Source organism: Sphingomonas sp. CBMAI 2297, from assembly GCF_029870595.1.
In the GTDB taxonomy this organism is placed as follows: Bacteria; Pseudomonadota; Alphaproteobacteria; order Sphingomonadales; family Sphingomonadaceae; genus Sphingomonas.
This window is the reverse complement of the sequence record NZ_JAPDIR010000005.1, coordinates 73,904-99,308: the sequence shown is the minus strand read 5'-3', so window position 1 is coordinate 99,308 and position 25,405 is coordinate 73,904. Positions and strand designations below refer to the sequence as shown.

At 67.7% G+C, this 25,405-nt stretch carries 26 protein-coding genes and 1 tRNA gene; 15 read left to right on the top strand and 12 right to left on the bottom strand.

What is annotated here, in order from left to right; genetic code table 11:
• Positions 1–36: 36 nt before the first annotated feature.
• The 3 genes from OMP43_RS09060 to OMP43_RS09050 are packed head-to-tail and all read left to right on the top strand — an operon-like array spanning position 37 to position 4,471.
• A complete protein-coding gene (locus OMP43_RS09060; protein WP_280279392.1) occupies positions 37–1,671 on the top strand; it encodes a hypothetical protein in 1,635 nt (544 codons plus the stop codon).
• Positions 1,653–3,239, top strand: a complete 1,587-nt coding sequence (locus OMP43_RS09055; RefSeq protein WP_280279391.1) for a hypothetical protein — start codon at positions 1,653–1,655, stop codon at positions 3,237–3,239. The genes OMP43_RS09060 and OMP43_RS09055 overlap by 19 nt, the downstream gene beginning before the upstream one ends.
• Positions 3,236–4,471, top strand: a complete 1,236-nt coding sequence (locus OMP43_RS09050) for a cytochrome P450 (protein WP_280279390.1) — start codon at positions 3,236–3,238, stop codon at positions 4,469–4,471. Before OMP43_RS09055 ends, OMP43_RS09050 begins: the two co-directional genes overlap by 4 nt.
• Before the next feature lie 83 nt (positions 4,472–4,554).
• Here OMP43_RS09050 and OMP43_RS09045 read toward each other — a convergent pair whose 3' ends face one another.
• Entirely contained in the window at positions 4,555–5,586 is a 1,032-nt protein-coding gene (locus OMP43_RS09045) for an aldo/keto reductase (RefSeq protein WP_280279389.1), read from the bottom strand.
• 312 nt (positions 5,587–5,898) lie between these two features.
• Here OMP43_RS09045 and OMP43_RS09040 point away from each other — a divergent pair, with 312 nt between their 5' ends.
• Entirely contained in the window at positions 5,899–9,042 is a 3,144-nt protein-coding gene (locus OMP43_RS09040) for a TonB-dependent receptor (RefSeq protein ID WP_280279388.1), read from the top strand.
• A gap of 130 nt (positions 9,043–9,172) precedes the next feature.
• Positions 9,173–10,060 (top strand): ROK family protein, encoded by an 888-nt coding sequence (locus tag OMP43_RS09035; RefSeq protein ID WP_280279387.1) that lies wholly within the window; start codon positions 9,173–9,175, stop codon positions 10,058–10,060.
• A gap of 18 nt (positions 10,061–10,078) precedes the next feature.
• Here OMP43_RS09035 and OMP43_RS09030 read toward each other — a convergent pair whose 3' ends face one another.
• Both OMP43_RS09030 and OMP43_RS09025 read right to left on the bottom strand, forming a co-directional pair.
• Complete coding sequence (locus OMP43_RS09030; RefSeq protein ID WP_280279386.1) at positions 10,079–10,447, bottom strand: pentapeptide repeat-containing protein; 369 nt, start codon at positions 10,445–10,447, stop codon at positions 10,079–10,081.
• A 27-nt stretch (positions 10,448–10,474) separates the two neighbouring features.
• On the bottom strand, positions 10,475–11,098 hold the full coding sequence (locus OMP43_RS09025; RefSeq protein WP_280279385.1) for a DNA-3-methyladenine glycosylase 2 family protein: 624 nt from the start codon (positions 11,096–11,098) through the stop codon (positions 10,475–10,477).
• Between the two features lie 63 nt (positions 11,099–11,161).
• Between OMP43_RS09025 and OMP43_RS09020 the strand changes: the two genes are divergently transcribed.
• On the top strand, positions 11,162–11,479 hold the full coding sequence (locus OMP43_RS09020; RefSeq protein ID WP_280279384.1) for a 2Fe-2S iron-sulfur cluster-binding protein: 318 nt from the start codon (positions 11,162–11,164) through the stop codon (positions 11,477–11,479).
• A gap of 77 nt (positions 11,480–11,556) precedes the next feature.
• Here OMP43_RS09020 and rlmB read toward each other — a convergent pair whose 3' ends face one another.
• Positions 11,557–12,306, bottom strand: a complete 750-nt coding sequence (gene rlmB / locus OMP43_RS09015; RefSeq protein WP_280279383.1) for a 23S rRNA (guanosine(2251)-2'-O)-methyltransferase RlmB — start codon at positions 12,304–12,306, stop codon at positions 11,557–11,559.
• Positions 12,306–13,931, bottom strand: coding sequence for a M20/M25/M40 family metallo-hydrolase (locus OMP43_RS09010; RefSeq protein ID WP_280279382.1), 1,626 nt, complete (start codon positions 13,929–13,931; stop codon positions 12,306–12,308). The genes rlmB and OMP43_RS09010 overlap by 1 nt, the downstream gene beginning before the upstream one ends.
• Before the next feature lie 114 nt (positions 13,932–14,045).
• On the opposite strand from OMP43_RS09010, the gene OMP43_RS09005 reads away from it, so the two are divergent.
• A tRNA-Tyr gene (locus OMP43_RS09005) sits at positions 14,046–14,131 on the top strand.
• 78 nt (positions 14,132–14,209) lie between these two features.
• On the opposite strand, the gene OMP43_RS09000 is transcribed toward OMP43_RS09005, so the two are convergent.
• The 3 genes from OMP43_RS09000 to rph all read right to left on the bottom strand — a co-directional run bounded on the left by OMP43_RS09000 (position 14,210) and on the right by rph (position 15,845).
• Complete coding sequence (locus OMP43_RS09000; RefSeq protein ID WP_280279381.1) at positions 14,210–14,386, bottom strand: hypothetical protein; 177 nt, start codon at positions 14,384–14,386, stop codon at positions 14,210–14,212.
• Positions 14,387–14,478: 92 nt separating this feature from the next.
• A complete protein-coding gene (rdgB, locus tag OMP43_RS08995; RefSeq protein ID WP_280279380.1) occupies positions 14,479–15,135 on the bottom strand; it encodes an RdgB/HAM1 family non-canonical purine NTP pyrophosphatase in 657 nt (218 codons plus the stop codon).
• A complete protein-coding gene (rph, locus tag OMP43_RS08990) occupies positions 15,132–15,845 on the bottom strand; it encodes a ribonuclease PH (RefSeq protein WP_280279379.1) in 714 nt (237 codons plus the stop codon). Before rph ends, rdgB begins: the two co-directional genes overlap by 4 nt.
• Before the next feature lie 92 nt (positions 15,846–15,937).
• Between rph and OMP43_RS08985 the strand changes: the two genes are divergently transcribed.
• From OMP43_RS08985 to OMP43_RS08970, 4 genes are all read left to right on the top strand, one after another.
• Positions 15,938–16,441, top strand: coding sequence for a DUF6438 domain-containing protein (locus OMP43_RS08985; RefSeq protein ID WP_280279378.1), 504 nt, complete (start codon positions 15,938–15,940; stop codon positions 16,439–16,441).
• 32 nt (positions 16,442–16,473) lie between these two features.
• The gene (gene hrcA / locus OMP43_RS08980) at positions 16,474–17,514 is read left to right on the top strand and encodes a heat-inducible transcriptional repressor HrcA (RefSeq protein ID WP_280279377.1); all 1,041 of its coding nucleotides are present in this window, start codon (positions 16,474–16,476) and stop codon (positions 17,512–17,514) included.
• Positions 17,515–17,524: 10 nt separating this feature from the next.
• On the top strand, positions 17,525–18,076 hold the full coding sequence (gene grpE / locus OMP43_RS08975; RefSeq protein WP_280279376.1) for a nucleotide exchange factor GrpE: 552 nt from the start codon (positions 17,525–17,527) through the stop codon (positions 18,074–18,076).
• Between the two features lie 80 nt (positions 18,077–18,156).
• Complete coding sequence (locus tag OMP43_RS08970) at positions 18,157–18,375, top strand: hypothetical protein (protein WP_280279375.1); 219 nt, start codon at positions 18,157–18,159, stop codon at positions 18,373–18,375.
• On the opposite strand, the gene radC is transcribed toward OMP43_RS08970, so the two are convergent.
• From radC to OMP43_RS08950, 4 genes are all read right to left on the bottom strand, one after another.
• A complete protein-coding gene (gene radC, locus OMP43_RS08965) occupies positions 18,322–18,906 on the bottom strand; it encodes a DNA repair protein RadC (RefSeq protein WP_280279374.1) in 585 nt (194 codons plus the stop codon). The two genes, OMP43_RS08970 and radC, sit on opposite strands and share 54 nt — an antisense overlap.
• On the bottom strand, positions 18,846–19,358 hold the full coding sequence (locus OMP43_RS08960) for a hypothetical protein (RefSeq protein WP_280279373.1): 513 nt from the start codon (positions 19,356–19,358) through the stop codon (positions 18,846–18,848). The genes radC and OMP43_RS08960 overlap by 61 nt, the downstream gene beginning before the upstream one ends.
• A gap of 17 nt (positions 19,359–19,375) precedes the next feature.
• Positions 19,376–19,732 carry a hypothetical protein gene (locus OMP43_RS08955; RefSeq protein WP_280279372.1) on the bottom strand — a complete coding sequence of 119 codons (357 nt, stop codon included), beginning with the start codon at positions 19,730–19,732 and terminating at the stop codon, positions 19,376–19,378.
• Positions 19,733–19,797: 65 nt separating this feature from the next.
• A complete protein-coding gene (locus OMP43_RS08950) occupies positions 19,798–20,313 on the bottom strand; it encodes a helix-turn-helix transcriptional regulator (RefSeq protein WP_280279371.1) in 516 nt (171 codons plus the stop codon).
• A 448-nt stretch (positions 20,314–20,761) separates the two neighbouring features.
• On the opposite strand from OMP43_RS08950, the gene OMP43_RS08945 reads away from it, so the two are divergent.
• The 4 genes from OMP43_RS08945 (at position 20,762) to OMP43_RS08930 (ending at position 25,394) form a co-directional block, all read left to right on the top strand.
• Positions 20,762–21,196 (top strand): DUF1003 domain-containing protein, encoded by a 435-nt coding sequence (locus OMP43_RS08945; protein ID WP_280279370.1) that lies wholly within the window; start codon positions 20,762–20,764, stop codon positions 21,194–21,196.
• 84 nt (positions 21,197–21,280) lie between these two features.
• Positions 21,281–21,679, top strand: coding sequence for a hypothetical protein (locus tag OMP43_RS08940; RefSeq protein ID WP_280279369.1), 399 nt, complete (start codon positions 21,281–21,283; stop codon positions 21,677–21,679).
• Between the two features lie 31 nt (positions 21,680–21,710).
• Entirely contained in the window at positions 21,711–22,520 is an 810-nt protein-coding gene (locus OMP43_RS08935) for a ferredoxin--NADP reductase (RefSeq protein ID WP_280279584.1), read from the top strand.
• Between the two features lie 123 nt (positions 22,521–22,643).
• Positions 22,644–25,394 (top strand): [protein-PII] uridylyltransferase, encoded by a 2,751-nt coding sequence (locus OMP43_RS08930; protein WP_280279583.1) that lies wholly within the window; start codon positions 22,644–22,646, stop codon positions 25,392–25,394.
• Positions 25,395–25,405 lie beyond the last annotated feature (11 nt).

Genomic DNA, 25,405 nt, shown 5'->3' with positions numbered 1-25,405 from the left:
CTACAAACGTCCCACGTTTGGGGGGAGCGGACGCGGATGCGGCAGACCACGCTATCGGTGGCACTCGAGGTGAAGCCGGAGAGCTTCGACCATCTGTCGGGCCTGCTCGACGCGTTGCGCGACCGGCGCAGCCAGGATCCGTCGGGGGGCCAGGGCCCCTATGCCGATTTCTTGACGACGGTGCCGGCGGTGCATTTCCTGTCGCTCAGCGTGTTCCCGGGCTTCGACTATGACCCGCTCTTCGTGATCGAGGCCAATTTCGACGGCGCGCCCGGTCCCTTCTGGGCGCAGCTGGAAGCCGCGATCGGGCCCGATCTCCGGAGCTTCCTGCGCTGCTGCAAGTGCCCGCTCGATCATACCGGCCCGTTGTTCGACGCCGTGACGGCGCCGGACAGCCGGGCGCCGATCGCCCCCTATCTGGAGGCGCGGACGCTCACCCCCACCGTGTTCCACCACGGCAATCGCGGCATGACGCGCGACCGCATCCTTGCCGAGGGCAAGCTGTTCCTCGCCACCCGCGCCGAGCTGGCGAACAGCAATGATGGCGGGCCGAGCCCCTATCGCAAGCTCACGCCCGCGGAGATCCATGCCCGGCTGCGCGCGGCGCTGCTCCCACAGTTCGGCTGGCTCGGCCAGAAAGCGCCGGCGCGCATCCCGCTGGCGCAGAGCATCGGCGACTATGCCCGGCTCGCCCTGTTCGCGCTGGCGCTGGTGTTCGCGCTGTCGATCCCCGGGCTGGTCCTCAAGAGCCAGCTGGCCTGGCCGCATTATCTGCTCCTCTGCGCGGCGCTGTTCGCGCTGTTCACCGGCATGCTCTACCGGATGGGCAAGGCCCTGCCCGGCACGGCGACGCCGACGCGGTTCAGCTTTCTCGGTTTCTTCCTGAAGAAGCTGCTGGTGCCGGTGGCGATCGCGGCGGCGGCCTATGTCGTGGTCGCCGCCTTCCTCGCGGCGCCGATCTGGTCGGCGATCGCGCACCGGGCCTTCTGGGCGGCCTGGCGGGACATGGCGATCTGGGCCGGGTGGAGCGCGGGCAGCGTCGCGGTGACGGTGGCGGGCCTGCTCGTCTGGCTGCGCTGGCTCGAGCGGCGCGACGCCTCGCAGGACGCGCCGCCGGTGGATCCCCGGATGCTGCGCGAGATGGCGCGGCGGGAGGACTGGATTCCGCAGAACCACATGGGCTCGGTGGTGCTGATCAAGCCGGGCGTGCTGCGCACCGTGATCATCCGCCTGGGGCATCGCGGCCTCCACCTGTTGCTGCGCGTGCTGCCCAGGACGCGCCAGGGCTATCTCGGCTCGATGCGGACGATTCATTTCGCGCATTGGGCGCGCGTGAACAACAACAGCCGGCTGATGTTCTTCTCGAACTTCGACCAGACCTGGGAGAGCTATCTCGACGATTTCATCGAGAAGGCGCATGCCGGGCTCACGCTCGCCTGGAGCTGCGGGGTGGGCTTCCCGCCGACGCGCTTCCTGGTGAAGGACGGCGCCAGCCATGGCCGCCAGTTCAAGGAATGGGCGCGCCATTCGATGGCGGTCAGCCGCTTCTGGTATTCGGCCTATAAGGATCTCACCGCGGAGCAGGTGGAGCGGAATTACCGCATCGCCTGCGGCCTGAGGAAGAAGCAGCTCAGCGAGAAGGAGGCCGCGGCGTGGATCAACGACCTGTGAGCGAGGGCGGCCGCACCCCGAGCTGGCATCTCGCCGCGCCGGACAATGCGCAGACCCAGGGGCTGGTGGTGAGCGGCTTCGCCGCGCTGCCCACCGGCCGGGCGCTGTTCCTCGAGTTCGGCTGGAAGGGCGTGAAGAAGAAGGGCGGCGGTGCCTGGCTGGAAGCACTGCGCAAGGTGGCGCGGGTGAGCGACGCCGAAAAGCCCGATCCGCGCGCGGCGGCGATGGGCTTCACCTGGTCGGGGCTGCAGAAGATGGGGCTGAACGCCAATGCGCTCGCCTCGTTCGATCGCCCGTTCAAGGAAGGCATGTTCCAGGAGGACCGCCTGCGGCGGCTGGGCGATCGGCGCGGCGACGCCTGGCAGGGCACGGTGATCCCTGGCGGGCCCAGATGGAGCGGCAACACGCCGCTCGACGGCGCCGCGGTGGACGACGAGGCGCGCGCCTTTGACGACCGGCAGGAGGATCCCGAGCAGCGGGTGAAGACGCCGCTGACCGTCCATGCGCTGCTGCTGCTCTATTGCGAGCATGACGAGGTGGCCGAGGACTGGTGCGAACGCGTGAGCAAGACGCTCGAACCCTTCGAAGTGCGGGTGGTCCATCACCTGCCGCTCGACCTGCGGCTCGATCCCCAGGGCATCGCCCGCGAGCATTTCGGCTTCGCGGACGGCATCTCGCAGCCGATCCCGTTCGAGGCGGGCACGGTCGTCTATCGGGACGGCGGCGACGTGCCGAAGGATTATTGGAACGGCGTGCCGCTGGGCGAAGTGCTGATGGGTCATCGCAACGGGCACAACGAGATCGCGCAGGGTCCGGTGGTCGCGGACGGGATCGGCGACACCGCCGGGCTGCCGCCGCATCCCAAGGGCGTGGGCTTTCGCGACCTGGGGCGCAACGGCAGCTACATGGTGGTGCGCGAGCTCAAGCAGGACGTCTACGCCTTTTGGGAATCGATGCGCGCCGCCGCCCGGCACATCCGCGAGCGTGATCCCGAGGGGTCGGCGCACGTCACCACCACCTGGCTCGCCGAGCGGGTGGTGGGGCGCGACACGCATGGCAATCTGCTCTGTCCGCTGGGCGGGGCGATCCCGGTGGCGGACAATGACTTCGGCTTCTGGGATCGCGATCCTCACGGCATGGGCTGCCCGCTGGGCAGCCATGTCCGCCGCGCCAATCCCCGTGACGGCCTGGCGCCGACCGAGGCGGACAAGCAGACCCTGCTCGACGCGGCGAACAATCACCGCATCCTCCGCCGGGGCCGCAAATATGGCAAGACGATCAGCGTGCCGCCGACGCCCGACGACGTCGATCGCGGGCTGCTGTTCATTTGCCTGAATACCGACATCACGCGCCAGTTCGAGTTCGTTCAGCAGACCTGGGTGCTCAACCCGAACTTCGCGACGCTGTATGACGAGACCGATCCGCTGATTGGCCCCAAGGGCACGATGACGATCCCGGAGGATCCGCTGCGGCGGATCATCGATGTCGAGACCTTCGTGCAGATGGCGGGCGGGGAATATTTCTTCCTGCCGAGCATGCCGGCGCTCGACTATCTGGGGGCGCTGTGAACGCGCTCGTCTCGCGCGCGGTGCTGCGCCCCGGCAAGAAAGGGATCGCGCGCTGGATCGAGGGGCGGGTGTTCGCGCTCATGCCCTATGCCTTCGCTTTCCTGCGGCGCTGGAAGCCGGTGGCGAAGCTTGGCGGCATGGTGCTGACCTCGCGGCATGACGATGTGCGCGAGGTGTTCGCTACCGATCCGGTGTTCGGCGTGCCCTATGCGCCCAAGCTCGACGTGATCATGGGCGGCGAGCCCTTCTTCCTGGGCATGGCGGACATGCCGCTCTACCACCGCGATACCGATGCGATGCGCACCGTGGTGCGCCCCGGCGACCTGCCCGGGCTGGCGCAGAAGGCGGAGGCGATGGCCGAGGCGATCGTCGCGGCGTCGCCGGGGCGGCTCGAAGTGGTGGATACGCTGGTCCGGCGCGTGACCTTCAGCGTGCTCGGCGATTATTTCGGCGTGCCCGATCCGGCCGGGGGCGATCTGCGGGTGTGGGGCACGCGGCTGTTCGAGTTCCAGTTCGCCGATCCCAAGGGCGATCCGGCGCTGCGCGCGGATGTCGACCAGATCGCCCCGGCGCTGCGCGCGCATATCGACAAGGAGATCGTCCGGCGGAAGGCGGCGCCGGGCAAGGACGATGTGCTGTCCCGCTGTCTCGCCCAGCAGAAGCGCGGCGTGCCGGGCTTTTCCGATGTGGAGATCCGCACCAATCTGATGGGCTTCATCGTCGGCGGGCCGCCCCAGCCGCCGATGGTCGTGCCGCAGGCGATGGAGCAGCTGCTGCGCCGGCCGAAGGAGCTGGCGGCGGCGCAGGCGGCGGCGCGGGCCGGGGACGATGATTTGCTCTGGGGCTATGTCCAGGAGGCGATGCGCTTCGATCCGCTCGCGCCGGGGCTGCCGCGCATCGTGCTGGCCGATGGCGTGATCGCGCGCGGCACGGCCCATGAGACTGTGGTGAAGGCGGGCGACACGGTGCTCGCCGCCTTTGCCTCCGCGATGATGGATCCGCGCCGGCTGACCGATCCCGCCCGTTTCGATCCGCATCGCCCGGCGAGCGACTATATTCACTTCGGCTATGATCTGCACCAGTGCTTCGGCCGCCACATCAACCGCGCGACGCTGCACCTCATGCTCAAGCCCTTGTTGAGGCGCCCCAATCTTCGAAGGGCGCCGGGCGGGGCGGGGCGGCTGGCGAAGAACGGGGCGTTCGCGGAGTCGCTGACCCTGGTGTTCGACTGAGGCTGGGGGGCGGCGGCTTCCCTTCCGGCATCCCCGTTGGCGCCGGGATGCCGATTGCAGGGCTGCGCCGCAGAGACTGAGGCTCAGCGCCGCGGCGACGGGCCGCCGCGATAGCCGCCCTGGCGCTCGAGCATCCAACCGGGATATTCCGCCGGCAGCTTGCTCACCGCATCGAGCCGGGCAAGCTCGTCGGGCGTGAATTCCACGTCCACCGCGGCGAGATTGTCGGCCAGTTGCTCGGGCCGCTTGGCGCCGATGATGACGCTGGAGACCGCGCGTTGATGGAGCAGCCAGGCCAGCGCCAGCTGGGCAACCGAGCGACCCTTGGCTTCGGCCAGTTCGCGCAGCACGTCGACCACGTCATAGCCGCGCGCCTTGTCCACCGGCGGGAAGTCGAAGCCGGCGCGCCGGCCGTCGCCGTCGCCGTCACGCGTATATTTCCCCGACAGGAAGCCGCCGGCGAGCGGGCTCCACACCATCAGGCCGACGCCTTCGGATTCGAGCATCGGGATCACTTCGCGTTCCAGGTCGCGGCCGGCGATCGTGTAATAGGCCTGGAGCGAGGCGATCGGGGCATAGTCCCGCGCCGCCGCGATGCCGACCGCCTTCATCACTTGCCAGGCCGCCCAGTTGGAGAGGCCGATGTACCGCACCGTCCCGCGCCGCACGAGGCTGTCGAGCGCCTGGAGCGTCTCCTCGATCGGCGTCGCCGCGTCGAAGCCGTGGATCTGGTAGAGATCGATATGGCCGGTATCGAGCCGCTCGAGGCTCTTCTCGACCTGGGCCAGGATATGGCCGCGCGACGCGCCGGCGCCGTTCGGGCCCGCGTGCATGCGGCCGACCACCTTGGTGGCGACCACGACCTCGTCGCGCGCCACGCCCAGGTTCCTGAGCGCCTGGCCGAGTATCCGCTCCGAACGCCCCTCGGCATAGATGTTCGCCGTGTCGAAGAAATTGATACCGGCATCCAGCGCGGCCTTGACCAGCCCGTCGGCTTCTTCCTGCTGCAACTGGCCGATCCGGCCCCATATGCCCTCGTCGCCGCCGAAAGTCATGGTGCCGAGGCAGAGTTCCGAGACGATCAGGCCGGTGCGGCCGAGCCGGTTGTAGCGCATGGGATACCCCTGGGAGCGAGAGGGAGAGGCTCCGCAGATGTGGTCCGGGAGCCGCCGCCGCAATGCCCGGCGCGGCGAAAATCGGACTGAGTCGGGCGCTGGCAACGGTGTCAAAAAACTCATACAATATGGTGCGATGCGGCAATTCCCTTGCGTCGATCCGATAAGTGATTGTTCTCGCGCCGATCTAGATCGATGCAAATGTATGAGTTGACAGCATCGCAGGCGCGGCATAGCCAAATGTGACCGCTAACATCGCGATCCGCGCGATTGGCTCAATGGCCCGGGAAGAGGCCTTCACAGGAGGGGAATATGCACGCTCGAGTTGCGCCTCGTTTCACTGCGCGTCGTCTAGGGATGATCGGCGCCGCGTTGCTCGCCGGCACGGCCTGGCCCGCGCTTGCCCAGACCCAGTCCGGCGACACGCCCGCCGCCGCCCAGGACCAGAGCGTCCCGGAAACGGAGCAGTCGATCGTCGTCACCGGATATCGCGCATCGCTGCAGAGCTCGACCAACGCGAAGAAGAACTCGGTGGGCTTCACCGATTCGATCTTCGCCGAGGACATCGGCAAGTTCCCCGACACCAACATCGCCGAGAGCTTCAACCGCATTCCCGGCGTGACCATCGCCCGCGAAGTGACGGGCGAGGGCCTCAATGTCACGATCCGCGGCCTCGGCACCAATTTCACCCGCGTGCTGCTGAACGGCGCCCCGGTGGCGGTCGCCTCGACCGGCCGGACCGACTCGCAGAACACCAACCGCGAAGTCGATCTCGACATGTTTCCGACCGAGCTGTTCACGTCGCTGACGGTGAACAAGAGCGGGATCGCCGACCAGGTGGAAGGCGGCGCCGCCGGCACGGTCAACATGCGCAGCGCGCGGCCGTTCGACCGCTCGGGCACGCGCATCACTTATGGCGCGCAGCTGACCAAGAACACCAATTCGAAGGATTGGGGCTATCGCGGCTCGCTGCTGGGCAGCACCACGATGGGCGATTTCGGCATCCTGCTCGGCGTGGCCGGCGTGCACAACAAGGTGCGCACCACCGGCTTCGAGACGATCGGCTGGACCAACCCGAACCTGTCCGCCGCCCAGTGCGGCGCGACCAGCGGCTGCAATCCCACCGGCGGCGGCAACTGGACGATCCCGGGGACGGTGCCGGCCAATTCGGGCGCGGGCCTGCCCACCGGTGCCACGATCGACCAGGCGTTCCTGCTCGCGCGCAATCCGGGGGCGACGATCTCGCAGATCGACAACGGCATCATCCCGCGCCTCGGCCGCAGGATGTTCGAGGAAGGCACCAAGGACCGCATCAACGCGATCGCCAGCCTGGAATATAAGGGCGAGCGTTTCCATGCCTATGTCGACGGCATGTTCGGCTGGAAGGACAACCAGCTCGAGCGCGTCGACATGAACTGGGTCGGCCGGAACGGCGCCGCGATCCCGCTCAACACGCAATATGACCGTTCGGACTGCACCCAGGGCTGCGTGGTCACCAAGGGCACCTATGCCAACGCCCAATGGTTCCTCGAATATCGGCCCTTCATCGAGAAGACCAAGTTCTGGGGCGTCAATCCCGGGCTCGAATGGGAGATCGCCGACAAGCTGAAGTTCGACCTGCAGGGCAATTACACCTGGTCCAGCTTCCACCGCGAATCGCCGAGCGTGGTGGTGCTCAGCGCTCCCAATTCGGGCGTGGTGGTGAACTATGACAACAGCAGCGGCGACGTGCCCACGATCTCGACGAACATCGACTTGAACAATCCCGCCAACTTCGCCTGGCCGGGCGGGCGCGTGAACATCCAGGACGAGAAGCGGCAGACCGAGACCAAGGGCGTTCGCGGCAACCTGACCTGGGGTGACAATGCGTTCAACCTCAAGGTCGGTGCCGCCTATGACGACACCTCGCGGCGCATCAACGCCTATGACAACAGCCAGGCCTGGCAGAATGCGGTGTGCGGCAATCGCCCCAGCGTGTTCCTGCCCTCGCCCAATACCCAGCCGCCGTGCAACGGCCTGGTCCAGCCCGGCGCGGCGCCGGCGGGCTATCCCACCTATCCGGCCTATGGCACCGGCTATTCCTCCGGCGCGAGCGGCGGGGTGACCTATGGCGGCTCGCTGATCTCGAATTCGCAGCTTGCCGGGCTGTTGCGCCCGACATCGGCGGGCTTCGTCACGGTGGACTGGAACGCGTTCAAGGCGGCATCCAACTATGACGCCTTCCACAATGCCGCGCCCGAGGCGGGCTCGTCGAACACCGGCGCCAGCGGCGGCTATGTCCGCGAGAAGGTGATCGGCGCCTATGCCGAAGTGAATGGCGATCTGCAGCTGGGCGACAATCACCTCAACTACAATGCCGGCGTCCGCTATGTGCATACCGATCAGACGATCGGCGGCCGCGTCTCGATCTCGGATCCGCGCAACTCGCAGGACCCGGACGGCCCCGGCCCGCTGCCCGCGGCCTGCCCCGGCACCGGCAATCCGCGCGACGGCAGCTGCTATCCGAACATCACCAATTTCGTCTACACCGATACGAGCTACACGAACTGGCTACCCTCGGTCAGCGGGGCCTTCCATATCGGCGATGCGGCGGTGGTCCGCGCCGCGGCATCGCGGACGATGACCCGGCCCAACCCGAACACGATGCTGCCGGGCCTCAACTTCTCGAGCCCCTCGGCCGATGTCGGCTCGGTCGGCAATCCGTCGCTCCAGCCCTATCTCTCGACCAATATCGATCTGGGCTTCGAATATTATACCGGCAAGGAAGGCTATGTCGGCTTCACGGCCTTCCGCAAGGCAGTGACCGGCTTCACCACCACCGGCACGGTGACGGTGCCCTTCTCGGCACTGGGCGCGTATGGCGTCACCTTCGACACGCTGACGCCCACCCAGCAGGCAGCGATCAATTCGCGCGGCGGCCCGACCAGCGCCACGGTGGTGCTGAACCAGCAGGTGAATGCGACCGGCACGCTCAAGGTCAACGGCCTTGAAGTGAACTGGGTGCAGCCGCTCGACTTCCTGCTCGGCAAGATCGGGCTGAACGGGTTCGGGTTCAACGCGAACCTGACGCTGATCGACCAGACCGGCTCGGGCGCCGCCCCGGCGGTCGCGGTGGGGGTGTCGCCGGTGACCTACAACATCACCGGCTATTATGAGCGGGGCGGCATCAACATCCGCGTGTCGACCACCTTCCAGCGTGGCTCGGTCTCGTCGGACGCGAACCAGAACGGCATCGCGCTCGCCCGGCTCTATTCGAACGACTATCAGCAATACGACATGTCGGCGAGCCTCGACTTCGCCAAGGTGCTCGACCTGAAATGGGCGCCGGAGCTGACGCTCGACGTGATCAACCTCACCAAGGAGAAGCAGCGCAGCTACTTCCAGTTCAGCAATGCTGCCTTCACGCTCTACGATCCGGGCCGCCAGGTCATGGTCGGGCTGCGGGGCCGGTTCTAGGGCCTCACGGCAAAGGGGGAGTGGCGGCCGGCCTTTCACCGGCCGCCACTGCCGAACCATCGTTCAGGGGATGGCGGGCCGCCTGCGGGTGGCCCCTTTTTTGTCCCGCGGAACCGGGTTAACGGGCGCCATGACTGAGCTGAGACTGATCGCGGGCATCGAGCTGGGCGGCACCAAATGCGTGGCGTTGCTGGCGACCGGGCCGGACGATGTGCGCGACCGGGTGACCGTGCCCACCACCGATCCGCAGGCGACGCTGGCGGCGATCGAGGGGGTGCTCGATCGCTGGACCTTCGACGCGATCGGCGTGGCGAGCTTCGGGCCGGTGGGGCTAGATCCGGCGCGTGCCGATTACGGCGCGATCACCGCGACGACCAAGCCCGGGTGGAGCGGCACCGACCTGATCGGCCGCCTGACGGCGCGCTACGGCAAGCCGACCGGTTTCCAGACCGACGTCAACGGCGCCGCGCTCGCCGAGGGGCGCTGGGGGGCGGCCCAGGGCATGGCAGCGCATGCCTATATCACCATCGGCACCGGCGTGGGGGTGGGCCTGGTGACCGGCGGCAGGCCGGTGATGGGCTGGGCGCATGGCGAGGCGGGGCATATGCGCCTGCCGCGCGCGCCGGGCGATACCTATCCGGGCTGGTGCCGCTTCCATGGCGATTGCCTGGAAGGGCTGATCGCCGGACCGGCGCTTGCCGAGCGCTTCGGCATGCCCGGCGACCAGTTGCCCGACGATGCTCCCGCATGGGATCTGTTCGTCCACGACCTGGCCGGCATGCTCCACAATCTCGTCGTCACCGCCGCGCCCGAGCGAATCGCGATCGGGGGCGGAGTGACGGCCGCGCGGCCCTATCTGTTCCCGAAACTGCGCGCGCGGCTGGTCGAGAGCCTGGGCGGCTATGGCGCGCTGGCCGAATGGGCGGAGGATATCGAGACGCGGCTGGGGACGCCGGGGCTGGGCACGATGGCCGGGCCGCTGGGGGCGATCGCGGTGGGGCTGGGCGCGCGCGCCTGAGGCCCATCCCGCCGACGATCACCATTCGGGCAAATACCCGGCGGCGAAGTCGATACCGTGATAACAGGCGTCTTCGAAGTTTGCGCCTTCCATCTTCGCACCGATGAAAGTCGTGCTGCACAGCGCCGAGCCGGCGAAATCGGCATCGCGCAAATCTGCGTTGGCGAAGATGCAGGTCTTGACGTTGGCATGAACCTGAGCGCCACGCAGATCGGCACCGGCGAGGTCGCAGGTGACGAAGCAATCTTCGATCACGATGCCGCGCAGATCCGCGCCGACCAACGGGGTTTCGTTCGCATCCGAAACCTCCAGATTCCTGAATTCGCGAACACCACGCGCATAGCGTGCGAGCAGTTCGGCCGAAGTGATGCTGTCCTCCGCATGCATGCGAAGGGGGCTAGCCCAACTTCGCCCTCAAATCACTTCCATCTCCGAATTATAATGGTGCCAGGCCAGCACCGCCGCGGCGCCGCGATGGGGGCGCCAGGCTTCGGCGATTTCCCGCGTCAGCTTCTCGCTCGGCCGTTCGGGATGGCCCATGATCCGGCCGACCTCGATCTGCACCGCCAGGTCTCCGGCGGGCCAGATATCGGGGCGCCCCTCGGCGAACAGCAGGTAGATCTCGGCGGACCAGCGGCCGATGCCCTTGATCCGGACGAGCTGGGCGATGGCTTCCTCGTCGTCCTCGGCCAGGTGCGCGAAGTCGAGCCGGCCGCTGGTCACTTCCTCGGCCAGGCTGCGCGCATAGGCGATCTTCTGGCGCGAGAGGCCGGCGGCGCGCAGCTCCTCGTCGCTGGCACGGGCGATGCTGCCGGGATCGGTGAGCGCCCCCAGCTGCGCCGCCATCTTGTTCCAGATCGATTGCGCGGCGGCAACGCTCACCTGCTGGCCCACGATCGTGCGCAGCAGCGTCTCGTAGCCGCGGTCGCGGATGCGGGGCGGGGGATAGCCCACCCGCCCGATCGCGGCGGCGATCAGCGGCTCGCGCTCCGCCAGCGCATCGAGCGACGCCTTGAGCTGGTCGGCGGTCAGGCCCATGCGCGCCTGCCTTGCGAAGCGCCGTTTTCGGCGGCATGGACGGGGCCGGAACAGGAGAATCTCATGCCCAAGCTTATCGTCGTGACCAGGAGTGGTGAAGAGCGCGAGGTCATGGGGGAAGCGGGCCTGAGCGTGATGGAAGTGATCCGCGAGAACGGCTTTGACGAGCTGCTCGCGCTGTGCGGCGGCTGCTGCTCCTGCGCGACCTGCCATGTGCATGTCGATCCGGAATTTGCGGCCAGACTGCCGAAGATGAGCATGGACGAGGATGATCTGCTCGACAGCGCGGGCGACCGTGACGCGACTTCGCGGCTGTCGTGCCAGATCCCGTTCGGACCCGAGCTGGACGGGTTGCGCGTGCGGATCGCCGAAGAGGACTGAGCGGGCGGGGCTTTCCGCACTCTTTCGTCGTCATCCCCGCGCGGGCGGGGATGACGGAAAGGATTGCTTGCCCGGGGCTACCCGCGCACCGTCACCGCATAGAGCGCGATCGCTGCCGCGTTCGACACGTTCAGGCTCTCGACCTTGTCTGAGATCGGCAGCTTCGCGAGTTCGTCGCAATGCGCCTCGGTGTTCTGGCGCATGCCCTCGCCCTCGGCGCCGAGCACCAGGGCGATCCTGCGCTGATCGCCCATCACCTCGGCCAGCGTGCCCTTGGCATGGCCGGTCAGCCCGATGCGCCAATAGCCCGCCTCGGCGATCTCCTCGAGCGCGCGGGCCAGGTTCACCACGCGGCACCAGGGCACCGCCTCCAGCGTGCCGGCGGCCGAGCGGGCGAGCGTGCCCGTCTCCGACGGGGCATGCCGGTCCTGCGTGACGATGCCGAGCGCGTCGAACGCCGCGGCCGAGCGCAGGATCGCGCCGACATTGTGCGGATCGGTCACCTGGTCGAGCACGAGCAGCGGGCGATTGTCGCCGGCGCCCTGGGCGAGCAGGTCGCCCAGCCACATCTCCTCCAACGGATCGACTTCGGCGACCAGGCCCTGATGCGGCGCGTCGTTCGGCACCAGCCGGCCGAGATCGGCGGCATTGGCGAACGTGATCGGAATCGTCGACGGAATGTCGAGCCCGGCCAGCGCTTCGTGCGTGCCCCAGAGCTTGCGTACCACGCGCTCGGGATTGTCGAGTGCCGCCAGCACCGCGTGCCGCCCGTAGAAACGGGGGCGGTTCGACGATGCCTGGCTCGGCCGGTGTCCACGCTTGGCCATTACTTCGCTCCCGGCGCCGGGTAGAATTCGTCCAATGTCTTGGGCTGGGTCGCCAGCGGCACGCGCGGCAGCGGATCGGGCGTGTTGGCCGCGTTGATCAGGAAAGCGGCGAGGATGATCGCGCCCTGGCGCATGTCCTCGGGCTTCAGGTGATCGAAGGTGTCGACATCGGTGTGGTGGACCGTCGAGGCATAGTCGAGCGGATCCTGGATGAACTGGAACGCCGGGATGCCCACCACGTCGAAGAACACGTGATCCGTGCTGTCGGTGAGGGCGGTCGCCACCTTGGTGGCCCCGAACGAGCTGAACGGCGCCAGCCAGTCGCGGAAGATCGGCACCACCGCGGTGTTGCCCTGGGTATAGATGCCGCGGATCTTGCCCGAGCCGTTGTCGAGGTTGAAATAGGCGGCGAGCTTCGCATGGTCCGGGCCCGGCTTGATCGGGTAGGACTTGCCCCAGGCCGCGTAGCGGGCGGGGCCGCTCAGCGTCGGGTCGATCGTGCGGGTGGCGATATGGTCCTCGATATAGGCCATCGAGCCGAGCAGGCCCTGCTCCTCGCCCGACCACAGCACGAAGCGGATCGAGCGCTTCGTCTTGACGCCCAGGGTCTTGATGATGCGCGCGGCCTCCATCACCATCGATACGCCAGCGGCATTGTCCGCCGCGCCATCGCCCATCGCCCAGCTGTCCATATGTGCGCCGGCCATCACATAGCCCGCCTTGGCATCGGTGCCGGGAATGTCGGCCATGATGTTGTAGGCCTTGGTGTCGCTGTCGTCATAAGTGACGTCGCTGTTCAGCTCGAGGCTGGGCGTCGCGCCCATCTTGGCCAGGCGGACGAGGCGGCGATAATCCTCGGCGGCGATCTCGAAGCCGGGGAGCGGCGGCGTGGCGCCGACCCGGAACTGGCTGTTCTGGCCATGGACCAGCTTGCCGTTGCGCGTCGACATGGTCGCGTATGCAATTGCGCCCTCGGCCTTTAGAAAGGCATCGCGCTTGGCGAGGAAAATCTGGCGCGAGGGGCCGCGCGGCCGGCGCGTGGCGGCGGAAGGGCCGCCCGGCAGCTCGAACGTGTCGGCCTTGTCGAGATCGGCGTCTCCATAGCGGCGGAAGTCCGGAACGGTCGCGTCGGCGATGTCCGTCGGCTCCGTTATCAGCACGATCTTGCCCTTGAGCTTGCCCTTGTACTGGTCGAGCGCGGCTTCGTCGGCCATCGGGGCGAGCACCACCTGGCCGGTGATCGGGCCGCCGGTGCCGGGCGTCCAGGCGAGCGGCGCGGCGATCAGGGTGAGCGGGCGCGGGGCGACCATCTTCACGCTGGCGTTCCTGGCGGACCAGCCGCGGCCGAACTCGAAACCTTCCTTGTGGACATTGACCAGGCCCCATTCGCGGAACTTGGCCTGGGTCCAGTCCTCGGCCTGGCGCATGCCGGGCGAATTGGTGAGGCGGCCGCCGATCACGTCGGTGAGATACTGGGCGATGCGCATCACTTCGCTGTGACGGGTGCCCTGGTCGACGATCTGGTCGACCGGCGCGCTCGGGCCCTCCGGGCCCTTGGCGGTGGCGAGCGGTATCGTGGCGGTCGCGGCGAGCAGCGCGGCGATGGCGAAGGAAAGTCGGCGCATTGGGGCCCCCCTGTATGGAAACGGCGGACGCTATGCCGCACAAAGGTTGCGCGCAAGGCGTTGACAGGGACGCGGGGCTTCGGCAATGGGCCCCCTCTCGCCGAACGGCGCCATGGACAGGTGGCCGAGTGGTTAAAGGCAGCAGACTGTAAATCTGCCCGTGCAAGCGTACGCTGGTTCGAATCCAGCCCTGTCCACCACCGCCCCCTAAGGGCCCGGCCCCGAGGGCCTTTCGCAGAACAGGGAAATGGCCCGGGAGAGCAGGCTCCCCCGGGCGGTCAGGCTTGCAGATCCTCGATTTCGGTAACCTGCCCGGCATCGGCGAATCCGGGCTGGCAGGTGTCGGTCTCACCCTGTGCGAGCGCGACTTCTTCCGCATCCTCTTCGGTGATGCCGTGGACATGCGTCTCGTGGACGTGTCGTATCATCGTCGCCAGCTGGCGGAACGAACCCATTTCTGCGACCCCTCGCTTGGCTCTAATTGCAAGGGTCATAACTTAACTTTGGGTTCGAGGTTGCGGGAAATAAATCCTTAACGCGGCGCGAATCACCTTTCCTGGCCGAGCACCGCGGCAACGAGCTGGCGGAAGGCATCGGCGCGATGGCTCATCGCGTGCTTGGCCGCGGGCTCCATCTCGCCAAAGCTCTGCGCATGGCCGGCGGGCACGAACATCGGGTCATAGCCGAAGCCCTGGTCGCCGCGCGGCGGCCAGACGAGGGTGCCGTCGACCCGACCTTCGAACCATTCGACATGCCCGTCGGGCCAGGCAAGGGCGAGGGCGCAGACGAAATGCGCGTCGCGGCTGGTCTCCGGCGGCAGCGCCGCGAGCCGCTCCTCCACTAGCCGCATCGCGAAGCCGAAGTCCTTGCTCTCCCCCGCCCAGCGCGCGGAGAAGATGCCGGGCTCGTTGTTCAGTGCCTCGACGCACAGCCCCGAATCATCGGCGAGCGCGGGCAGGCCCGACAGGTCCGCCGCCTGCAGCGCCTTGAGCTCGGCATTGGCGACGAAAGTGGTGCCGGTCTCCTCGGGCTCGGGCAGGTCCAGCTCGGCCGCCGAGACCGGCTCGATCCCATAGGGGCCCAGCAGCTCACGGATCTCGCGCACCTTGCCGGCATTGTGGCTGGCGATCACCAGCCTGCCCGGCTTCAGCGCGCGGATGGCCTGGGGGCCGACATCCCTGGAAGTCTCGCCTTCGCCGGTCATCCGATTGCCTTCCGCTGCGCGTCGAAGATTTGGTTGCAGCCGATTCGCGCGAGGCGGAGCAGGCGGAGCAGCCCTTCCTCGTCATAGGTCGCGCCTTCGGCGGTCGCCTGCGCCTCGGCGATGTTGCCGTTGGAGAGCAGGACGAAATTGGCATCGGCATCGGCCGCGCTGTCCTCGTCATAATCGAGGTCGAGCACCGGGGCGCCCTTGTAGATGCCGCAGGAGACCGCGGCGACCTGGGAGGTGATCGGGTCTTCCTTGATCAGGCCCTGGGCCATCAGCTTGTTCACCGCGATGCGCAGCGCCACGAAGGCGCCCGAGATCGCCGCGGTGCGGGTGCCGCCATCGGCCTGGATCACGTCGCAATCGAGCGTGATCTGGCGCTCGCCGAGCAGCTTGAGATCCGTCACGGCGCGCAGGCTGCGGCCGATCAGGCGCTGGATCTCCTGCGTGCGGCCGGACTGCTTGCCCTTGGCCGCCTCGCGCTGGCCGCGCGTATGGGTGGCGCGGGGAAGCATGCCATATTCGGCGGTGACCCAGCCTTCGCCCTTGCCCTTAAGCCAGGGCGGCAGCCGCTCCTCGACGCTGGCGGTGACGAGCACGCGCGTGTCGCCGAAGCTGATCAGCACCGAACCCTCGGCATGGCGGGTGAAATGGGGCTCGATCGTGATCGCACGCATTTCGTCGGGGGCGCGGCCGGAAGGGCGCATCTGCTTCAGTCTCCTGCAAGGTTCGCAGCGGCACGTAGACGTAACGGTGGGAACGCGCCAGTCTCGGCGGGTAATCCGTGGAGGAACGGGGAATGCGCAGGCTGTTGATCATGGGACTGGGCACGCTGGGGCTGGCGGGCTGCGTAGCGCCCAGCGGCGGGCCGGGCCGGCCAGTGGCGATCGAAGGCGATTCGATCCGCTACGAGACCGGCGCCTGTTTCGGCCGCTGCCCGATCTACGCCGTCACCGTCCGCCCCGACGGCACCGGCGTGTTTGAGGGCAAGCGCTTCACCGCGGTGACCGGCGAGCGGGCGTTCAGGCTCAGCCGCGCGCAATATGATGCCTTCGCCGCCAGGCTGGCACCATACCGGCCGGAGAGCGGGCAGGTCCGCTACGCGCCGGGCGAGAAGAATTGCGAGCCGGCGGCGACCGACATGCCCAGCGTCGATGTCACCTGGACCCGTGCGATCGGCGACAGCCAGGGGCTCTATTTCTATTATGGCTGCCGGGCGGATAGGAACCGCGCGCTCGGCCAGGTGCTGGGCGAGGCGGTGGAGGCATTGCCGATCCAGGCGCTGATCGGCGAGCGGCCTTGAAGCCGGGGGGCGGCTGCCCCTAGATCGGGAACATGACCACCCCGCCGATCCGTGAGCTGACCGACCGCGCCCGCGACGTGTTCCGCATGGTGGTCGAGTCCTATATCGACACCGGCGCGCCGGTCGGCTCGCGCACGATCGCGCAGATCTCGGGGCTTAATCTTTCGCCCGCCTCGATCCGCAACGTGATGCAGGACCTGGAGGAACTGGGCCTGCTCGCGGCGCCGCATACCAGCGCCGGCCGCATGCCCACCGAGACCGGCCTGCGCCTGTTCGTCGACGGCATGATGCAGGCGAGCGAGCCCTCGGTGGAGGAGCGCGCCGCGATCGAGCGCAACGCCGCCGAGCGCGGGCCGGTGGAAGAGGCGCTGGCCAATACCACCGCCGCGCTTTCCGGCCTGTCGGCCTGTGCGGGGCTCGTGCTGGTGCCCAAGGCCGAGCCGGTGCTCCGCCAGTTCGGCTTCGTGCCCCTGAGCCGCGACCGCGCGCTGGCGGTGCTGGTGGGCGAGGACGGCTCGGTCGAGAACCGGGTGGTCGAGCTGCCCGGCATGGACCCGGCGGCGCTGCAGCGCGCGGCGAATTATCTCACCGGCACCTTTGGCGGGCTGACGCTCAGCCAGGCACGGGCCAGGGTGGAGCATGAGCTCGGCCAGCAGCGCGCGGCGCTCGACAGCGCGGCGGCGGCGCTGGTGGCGCGCGGGCTGGCGGTGTGGAGCGAGGATGGCGGCCGCCGTCCGGTGTTGATCGTGCGTGGCCAGGCCCGGCTGATCGACACCGCCGCTACGGAGGATCTCGACAAGGTCAGCCGCCTGCTCGATGAGCTCGAAGGGCAGGAGGAGATCGCCCGCCTGCTCGATTCGGCCCGGGAGGGCGAGGCGACGCGCATCTTCATCGGATCGGAGAACAAGCTGTTCGCCTTGTCCGGCTCTTCGGTGATCGCCAAGCCGGTGCGCGCGCTGGACGGGCGGATGGTCGGCGTGGTGGGGGTGATCGGCCCGACGCGGTTGAACTATGCGCGAGTCGTCCCCATGGTGGATTTCACGGCGGCCACATTGGCCCGATTGCTGACCTGAACAGGGAAATATGACGGAAGAATCGAAGGTGACGGACACGGACGACACGACGCTGCGCGCGGAAACCGCGGAGGCCGCGCCCGTGGCCGAGCAGGACCGGGTGGCTGAGCTCGAGGCGCAACTCGCCGAGGCGAAGTCGGCGGTGATGTATGCCCAGGCGGAGACGCAGAATGTCCGCCGCCGTGCGGAGAAGGAGGCGCAGGACGCCAAGACCTATGCCGCGACCGGCTTCGCGCGCGACGTGCTGTCGGTGGCCGACAATCTCTCGCGCGCGCTTGCCGCGATTCCCGTCGAGCTCAAGGACGACGAGAAGTTCAAGGGGCTGGTGACCGGCCTGGAGGCGACCGGCCGCGAGCTCGATTCGGTCTTTGCGCGCCATGGCATCTCGAAGATCGTCGCGCTGGGCGAGGCGCTCGATCCCAATCGCCACCAGGCGATGATGGAAGTGCCGAGCGCCGAGGCCGAGCCGGGCACGATCGTGCAGGAGATCCAGTCGGGCTATATGATCCGCGACCGGCTGCTCCGCCCGGCACTGGTCGGCGTCGCGAAGAAGGTGGACTGAGCGCGGGGATGCATCCGTAACGGTAGCGATTGTGGGGACGCGTCCTTTACCCTGCGTCCGCACGGCTATATTTTCCCCGCATGTCGAACGAAGATGCGCGCGTCCGCGCCCTGCGCCTGGCCGCCGAGGCCATCGAGATCTGCGACGAAGCGGGGCTCGACATCGCTGCGACCTATCTCCAGCACGGGCACGACCTGATCGCCCAGACGCCGCGCCGGGTGCGGCAGGACCGCTGGATCTGGGGCTTAGATGAGTCCCAGATTCCGCATGCTGACGACCCCGCTGCCGGCAACGACTAGGTGATCGTGGACGACGACGCCTAGCGTCTTGCCTGCCTCGATCAATTGCCGGGTGATGTCGATATCGGCCTTGCTGGGCGTCGCGTCCCCTGACGGGTGATTGTGGACCACGATGATCGCGCCCGCGCCCACCTGAAGGGCGCGGCGGAGGATATCCCGCACATAGAGGGGCGCTTCGTCGAGGCAGCCTTCGCTGACCATTTCGTCGCGGAGCAGGCGGTTCGCCGAGCTGAGATAGAGCACGCGAACCTGTTCGGTGCGCTTGTAGGTCAGGTCCGCGCGCAGATAGGCGACGAGGTCGGCATAGTTGCCGACGATCTCGCGATCCCGGATGCGTTCGCGCAGCAGGAACAGATGGATCTCGCGCGCGGTCGCGAGCAGCGCGGCGGCGCGATCGTCCCCGTCCAGCTCCTCGCCGAGCAGTGCTTCGTCCGCGCTCAGCACCGCGGCGAGCGAGCCGTGCGCGGCGATCAGGGTTCGCGCGAGATTGCCCGATCGTTCGCCGAGGAACGGCGCGATGAGGCGTTCCACGAGATGTCCTGCCCGAATTTCTTCAGGCGCCGGCGATGATTGTGCGTCGCCACGATCAGGATGGCCGTGACCAGATAGCTCCACAGGCTGCTCGTGAGCCAATAGAGGAACGGATAGATGTGCGGGTCGAGGGTCTTGAGGAAGTGCCCCGCGACCTGAACGATCAGCAACGCGGCCATGGGAATCGGCCATAATCGATTAGCCCGGACGAGTAGGATCAGAATCGCGGCCAGCATCGCCGCGTCGACGATCAGCAGGCCCGTTTCCAGATTGAGCCAGCGCGCATGCGCGCCGGACACGGCGAAGAACGATGCCAGCGTGCCTCCCAGCAGGACCGCCGCCCCGATCCTCTCGGGCGGGCCGCCACGCCAGAAAGCATAGCCGACGCTCGCGACGAGCAGGATCAGAAAGACTGCGACGTGCCACATGGGACGGACGGCTGCCCGTCCCATGGGGCGCGGTCAAGCCGTTAGGCGGCGGCACGCAGGCGCGGCGGCTGCTCGGTGGCGCCGGTCGGGAAACGCGGGCACGGCCAGAGGTCGCCGAAGGATTCCGGCGACGCGCCGAGCCGCTGCGCGAGCGCGCCGAGCTCCTGATGGGCCATGACCACCGCGCGGCGGCTGTCGAAGGCGGCGATCATCGCGGTGCGGAGATGGTCGAGCGTCGGCTGGGTGGCATGGGGCGGGAGCTGGATCGCCTCGGCCTGCGTCGTGGTCGCGCTCACCAGGTCCGCCAGGTTGCGCAATGCGGCGTCCGAGGCCTGCTCGCCGGCGATGGTGGCCTTGGCCACGATGGTGATGGCGTCGAGATGCGGGAGATTGGACATGCGTTTTCCTTTCCCCGCGCGGCAGGGCCGGCGCAGGTTGTTGCGACATTGGGTTTTGGCGAGGGCTAGCGGAGGAAGAGGCGGCCTATGGCGACGACGCCGTAGAGCAGCATGCTCAACCCGCCGAGCAGCATCGGCACGCCGATGGCGACCAGCAGCGTGAGGATGAACCGCTGTGCGGTACTGAGATCATTTGGCCGTACCCCCTTCAACAGCTGGCGCAGGCTGACATGTCCGACCCCGGGCTCCATGTCGAACGCGCTCCGCGTCGCCTGGACCCGCTGGACGGGCATGTCGTTCCTGTCCGCCGCCGACGGAAATGCAGTGGCCGGGGCCGGATAGACAAGCGCCGCCGGGTCACGTGTGATTCGGTCATATCCCGGCTCGAGCCCGGCGAAGATGCGCGCGGCCTCGCGCCGCGAGGAGGCGCCGAGCACCTGGCGCGCGCGGTCGAGCCGCTGGTCGATGGCCGATTTCGAGATCCCGAGCAGGCGGGCAATTTCCTTGGAGGACAGGTTCTGCTGGACGAGGCGCAGCACCTCGACCTGCTCGGCGGTCAGTCCGGCCGGCAGCTCGTTCATGCCGCGATCGCGATGACGGCGATCGCGCGCCGGCGTCCCGGCCCGAAGGCCCGGAGCCTTTCATCCGGCGGCAAGAGATCGGCCCATCCCCGAAGCATCGCGACTTTCCAATCCGTGTTGCTCAGACATATCCGTCATCGCACCCGGATGGGGTGCCCAGCAACTGCTTAAGCATCCGGAAGGAACGGGTCGCGGATTCGCGGGGGCTGCCGATGCGAAACATGACGGCTTTTTCATTTGAAATCGGGGGATGGCACCGCCATCTCGACGCTGGACGCACAATCGTGCGCCCGCAACCGCCACAACTCCGAGAATGGGGGCATGTCCAGCAACGATCATAGTCGATCGACCGTGCCGCCCAGGGCCGCCGCGCTGAGCTGATCTGCTCACCTCGCGCACCGGCCCCCGAGGAATCGGGAAGGGCGGCCGGTCGGCAGTGAGGTGTAATATGAACGCAGCCATCCGTTTCCTGTCGGATCTCCGCCGCCTGGGCATCGGGCGCGATCCGAACGCGCTGTTCGACGCGCGGCTGACCTTTGGCGAGAAGCTGGCCGACCGGGTCGCCGCGGTGGGCGGCTCGTGGAGCTTCATCATCGGCTTCGGCCTGTTCCTCGGCGCCTGGGCGCTGCTGAACACGGTGCTGCTCGGCGCGCATGCCTTTGATCCCTTTCCCTTCATCTTCCTCAACCTGATGCTGTCGATGCTCGCCGCGCTGCAGGCCCCGATCATCATGATGAGCCAGAACCGCCAGGCGGCGAAGGACCGGCTCGAGGCGCGGCTCGACTATGAGACCAATCTGCGCACGGAGGTGCAGATCGACAGCCTGCACGCGAAGATCGACGCGCTGACCGCGGAGATAGCCAGGCTTTCGCGGGTCGAATAAAAACTACGCTATTGCTAATCATTCGCAACAAGCGCTAAGGCGATTCGCGTGCCCGGATTCCCCCCCGGGGCATGGGGATCGCCTTTGTACCAGTTCCTGGATCGCTCCATCGCCGAGGTCTCGCCGATCGACCGATTGCTGCTCTCCTCGATGCGGCAATGGGTGGCGAGCGTGCGTGCCGGGCGTTGCCCGTGCTCGGCGCTGGGGCCGGCGCTGCTGGGGCAGGGGCTTGCGGAGATGCTCCCCGACCTCAATATGTCGATGCTGCTGCTCGAGCGTGAATCATTGTCCCAACTTCGCTTCAAACCGCCCTTCGCGGCGGAAATAGGCGACGACGAGGCCTTGCTCCTTTCGCTGCATGCGCTAGCACGCGCCGGCGCGCAGCCGCGCGTCGATGCCATCATCGAGCAGATCGTGAAGCCCGAGGCGCGCCTCCCGCTATCCGTAGCGGTGGCGCGGATTGCCGTCGCCGTCGGGCGCTGAAGTGAAGTTAGAGAGACCTGATCCCGTGAACATGCATGCCCGTCCGCCGATCGTCCTTCCCGAGCACGCCGCGTTCCAGACCTGCGCCGTCCGCTGGGTGAGGCATTGGAATGAGCATTTGTTCAGCTTCGCGATCGAGCGCCCGGCAAGCTTCCGCTTCCGCGCGGGCGAGTTCGTGATGATCGGGCTCGAGGTGGACGGCAAGCCGCTGATGCGCGCCTATTCGATCGCCAGCCCGACTTGGTCGGACGAGATCGAGTTCCTCTCGATCAAGGTGGAGGACGGCCCGCTCACGTCGCGCCTGCAGCTCGTCCGCCCGGGCGACCAGGTATATCTCGGCAAGAAGCCGACCGGCACGCTCGTCGCCGATGCGCTGCTGCCCGGCAAGCGGCTCTTCATGCTCGCCACCGGCACCGGCCTGGCGCCGTTCCTGAGCCTGGCGCGCGATCCCGACATCTATGACCGGTTCAGCCAGGTGGTGATCGTCCACTCGACGCGCCGGGTGAGCGACCTTGCCTATCATGACGAGCTGACCGCGCAGCTGGCGGGCGATCCGCTGGTGGCGGACCAGGCGCTGCTCCAGTTCCACTATATCGCCACCGTCACCCGCGAGCCGTTCCGCACCACGGGGCGGATCGGCCAGCTGATCGAGAATGGCTGGCTGTTCCAGCCGCCCGTGGTGGGCGATCGCGCGCTCAATCCCGAGACCGATCGCATCATGCTCTGCGGCTCGAACGCGATGATCAAGGATTTCGCGCACATGCTCGAGGGCCATGGCTTCACGGAGGGCTCGAACGCGAACCCCGGCAGCTTCGTGCTGGAACGCGCCTTTGTCGGCTGAGGCCGGCGATTAGCCTCGCTTGCCTGTCATCCCGGCTTTCGCCGGAATGGCGGAGGCAGGGAATGCCAGGTGCTTTCCGGCTTTGCACGTGACGTGCGGGCCGGCACGCCCTATCTCCGCGGCATGTCCAGCCGCTTCGACAATGTCCCCAATCGCCGTGCGCTGATCGACCGGCGCGGCGTTGCCGAGCGGCTCCACGCGCTGCAGGCCAGGGATGGCGCGAAGCTGCGCGCGGCGGGGACGAAGGAGCTCAAGGCGGCGCTCGATGCCGGTCGGGCCGAGATCGCCGCCCGTCTCGCCGAACATCCCTCCCGGGGGCACGAGATCGCGGCGGCGGGTGCCTTTCTGATCGACCAGCTCCTGCGCCTGCTCTGGGATTTCACCACGGAGCGGCTGCACCCCAATCCCAATCCCAGCGCCGCCGAGCGCATGGTGCTGATCGCGGTGGGCGGCTACGGCCGCGGCGAGATGGCGCCGCATTCGGATATCGACATCGGCTTCCTCGCGCCCTGGAAAGTCACCGGCTGGTGCGAGCAGGTGATCGAATCGATGCTCTATTCGCTGTGGGACATGCAGCTGAAGGTGGGGCATTCGTCGCGGTCGCTCGACGAGATGGTGCGCCAGTCCAAGGCCGATGTGACGGTGCGCACCGCCTTGCTCGAGGCGCGCTATGTATGGGGCGACACCGCGCTCTACGACGAGGCCGCGGCGCGCTTCAAGGCGGAGGTCCAGGCCGATACCGCGCGCACCTTCATCGCCGAGAAGCTCGCCGAGCGCGAGGCGCGGCACAAGCGGATGGGGGACAGCCGCTATGTCGTCGAGCCCAATGTCAAGGAGGGCAAGGGCGGCCTGCGCGACCTGCATACGCTCTTCTGGATCGGGAAATACGCCTATAATGTCCGCGAGCCGGCCGAACTGGTCGAGAAGGGGCTGCTCACCAAGCTCGAGTTCCGCCAGTTCCGCCGGGCCGAGAATTTCCTCTGGGCGGTGCGCTGCCATCTCCACCTGATCACCGGCCGCGCCGAGGACCGGCTGACCTTCGACGTCCAGCGCGAGATCGCCGAGCGGATGCGCTATGCGGACCGGCCCGGCATGTCGAAGGTCGAGCGGTTCATGCGCTTCTATTTCCTTCAGGCGAAGGTGGTGGGTGACCTGACCGGCGTGTTCCTGGCCCATCTGGACGAGAAGTTCGCGGCGCGCGGCAGCCGCTTCGGCTTCCCGACATTGTGGCGCCGCCCCCGCAAGCTCAAGGGCTTCACGCTCGATCGGGGCCGGCTCGCCCTGCCGCGCGACGATTTCTTCCGGGAAGACCCGGTCCGGCTGATCGAGCTGTTCCAGCTCGCCGACCTGCACAATCTGGAGGTCCATCCGCTGGCGATGCGCGCCGCCGCGCGCGACGCCAAGCTGGTCGATGATGTTCGCGACGATCCCCGCGCCAACGCCCTGTTCCTCGACGTGCTGACTTCGCCGCGCAACCCGGAGACGGTGCTGCGCTGGATGAACGAGGCGGGCGTGTTCGGCCGTTTCGTGCCCGATTTCGGCCGGGTCGTCGCGCAGATGCAGTTCGACATGTACCATCACTACACGGTGGACGAGCATTCGATCCGGGCGATCGGGCTGCTCAACCAGATCGAGAAGGGCGAGCTCAAGGACGACCATCCGCTCGGGACCAGCATCTTCAAGCAGATCGCCCAGCGCCGCGCGCTCTATGTCGCGGTGCTGCTGCACGACATCGCCAAGGGCCGCGGCGGCGATCATTCGATCCTGGGCGCCGAAGTCGCCGGGCGGTTCTGCCCGCGCCTGGGGATGAGCCCGGCCGAGACCGAGACGGTGGCATGGCTGGTGCGCTGGCACCTGATCATGTCCGCCACCGCCTTCAAGCGCGACCTGAGCGACTTCAAGACGATCCTCGACTTTGCCGGCCATGTGCAGAGCCCCGAGCGGCTGCGCATGCTGCTGCTTCTCACCATCGTCGACATTCGCGCGGTGGGGCCCGGCGTGTGGAACGGCTGGAAGCGCCAGCTGCTCGCCGATCTCTACGACGCCACCGAGGAAGTGCTCCGCCTCGGCCACAAGCAGCGCGGGCGGACCGAGCGGATCGCCGCCAAGCAGGAGGAGCTCGCCCAGCTGCTCCGCTGGGACGAGGCGCGCATGGCCGCATTCCGGAAGCGGATGACCGAGAGCTACTGGATCGCCGAGCCGGCCGACGTGCTCGAGCGCAACGCCCGCCAGATCGACGCGGCGGGCGATGCTCAGCTCTCGGTCGAGGCGCAGGTCTATCCCGAGCGCGGGGCGACGCTGGTGACGGTCTATGCCGCCGACCATCCCGGCCTGTTCTATCGCATAGCCGGCGCGATCCATGTCGCGGGCGGCAACATCATCGACGCGCGCATCCACACCACGCGCGACGGCATGGCGCTCGACAATTTCCTGATCCAGGATCCGCTGGGGCGCCCCTTCGACGAGGAGGCGCGGCTCAACCGGATCAAGGCGACGATCGCCGACGCGCTGGCTAACCGCGCCAAGCTCCAGGACCGGCTCAAGGCCAAGCCGCTGGTCCGGCCGCGCGCGGAGGCCTTCGCGATCGAGCCGAACGTGCTGATCGACAACAATGCCTCGAACCGCTTCACCGTGGTCGAGATCAATGCGCGCGACCGGCCGGCCCTGTTGTTCCACCTCGCCTATGCGCTGTTCCAGTCGAAGGTGACGATCCATTCGGCGCATGTCGCCACTTATGGCGAGCGCGCGGTCGATACCTTCTATCTGACCGACCTGATCGGCGATAAGATCGAAAGCGGTGGCCGGCTGAAGACGATCGAGCGCCGCCTGCTCGAGGCCGCCGCGGGCGATGGAACGGTGGCCGAGGCCGCCTGAGCGAAGGAGAT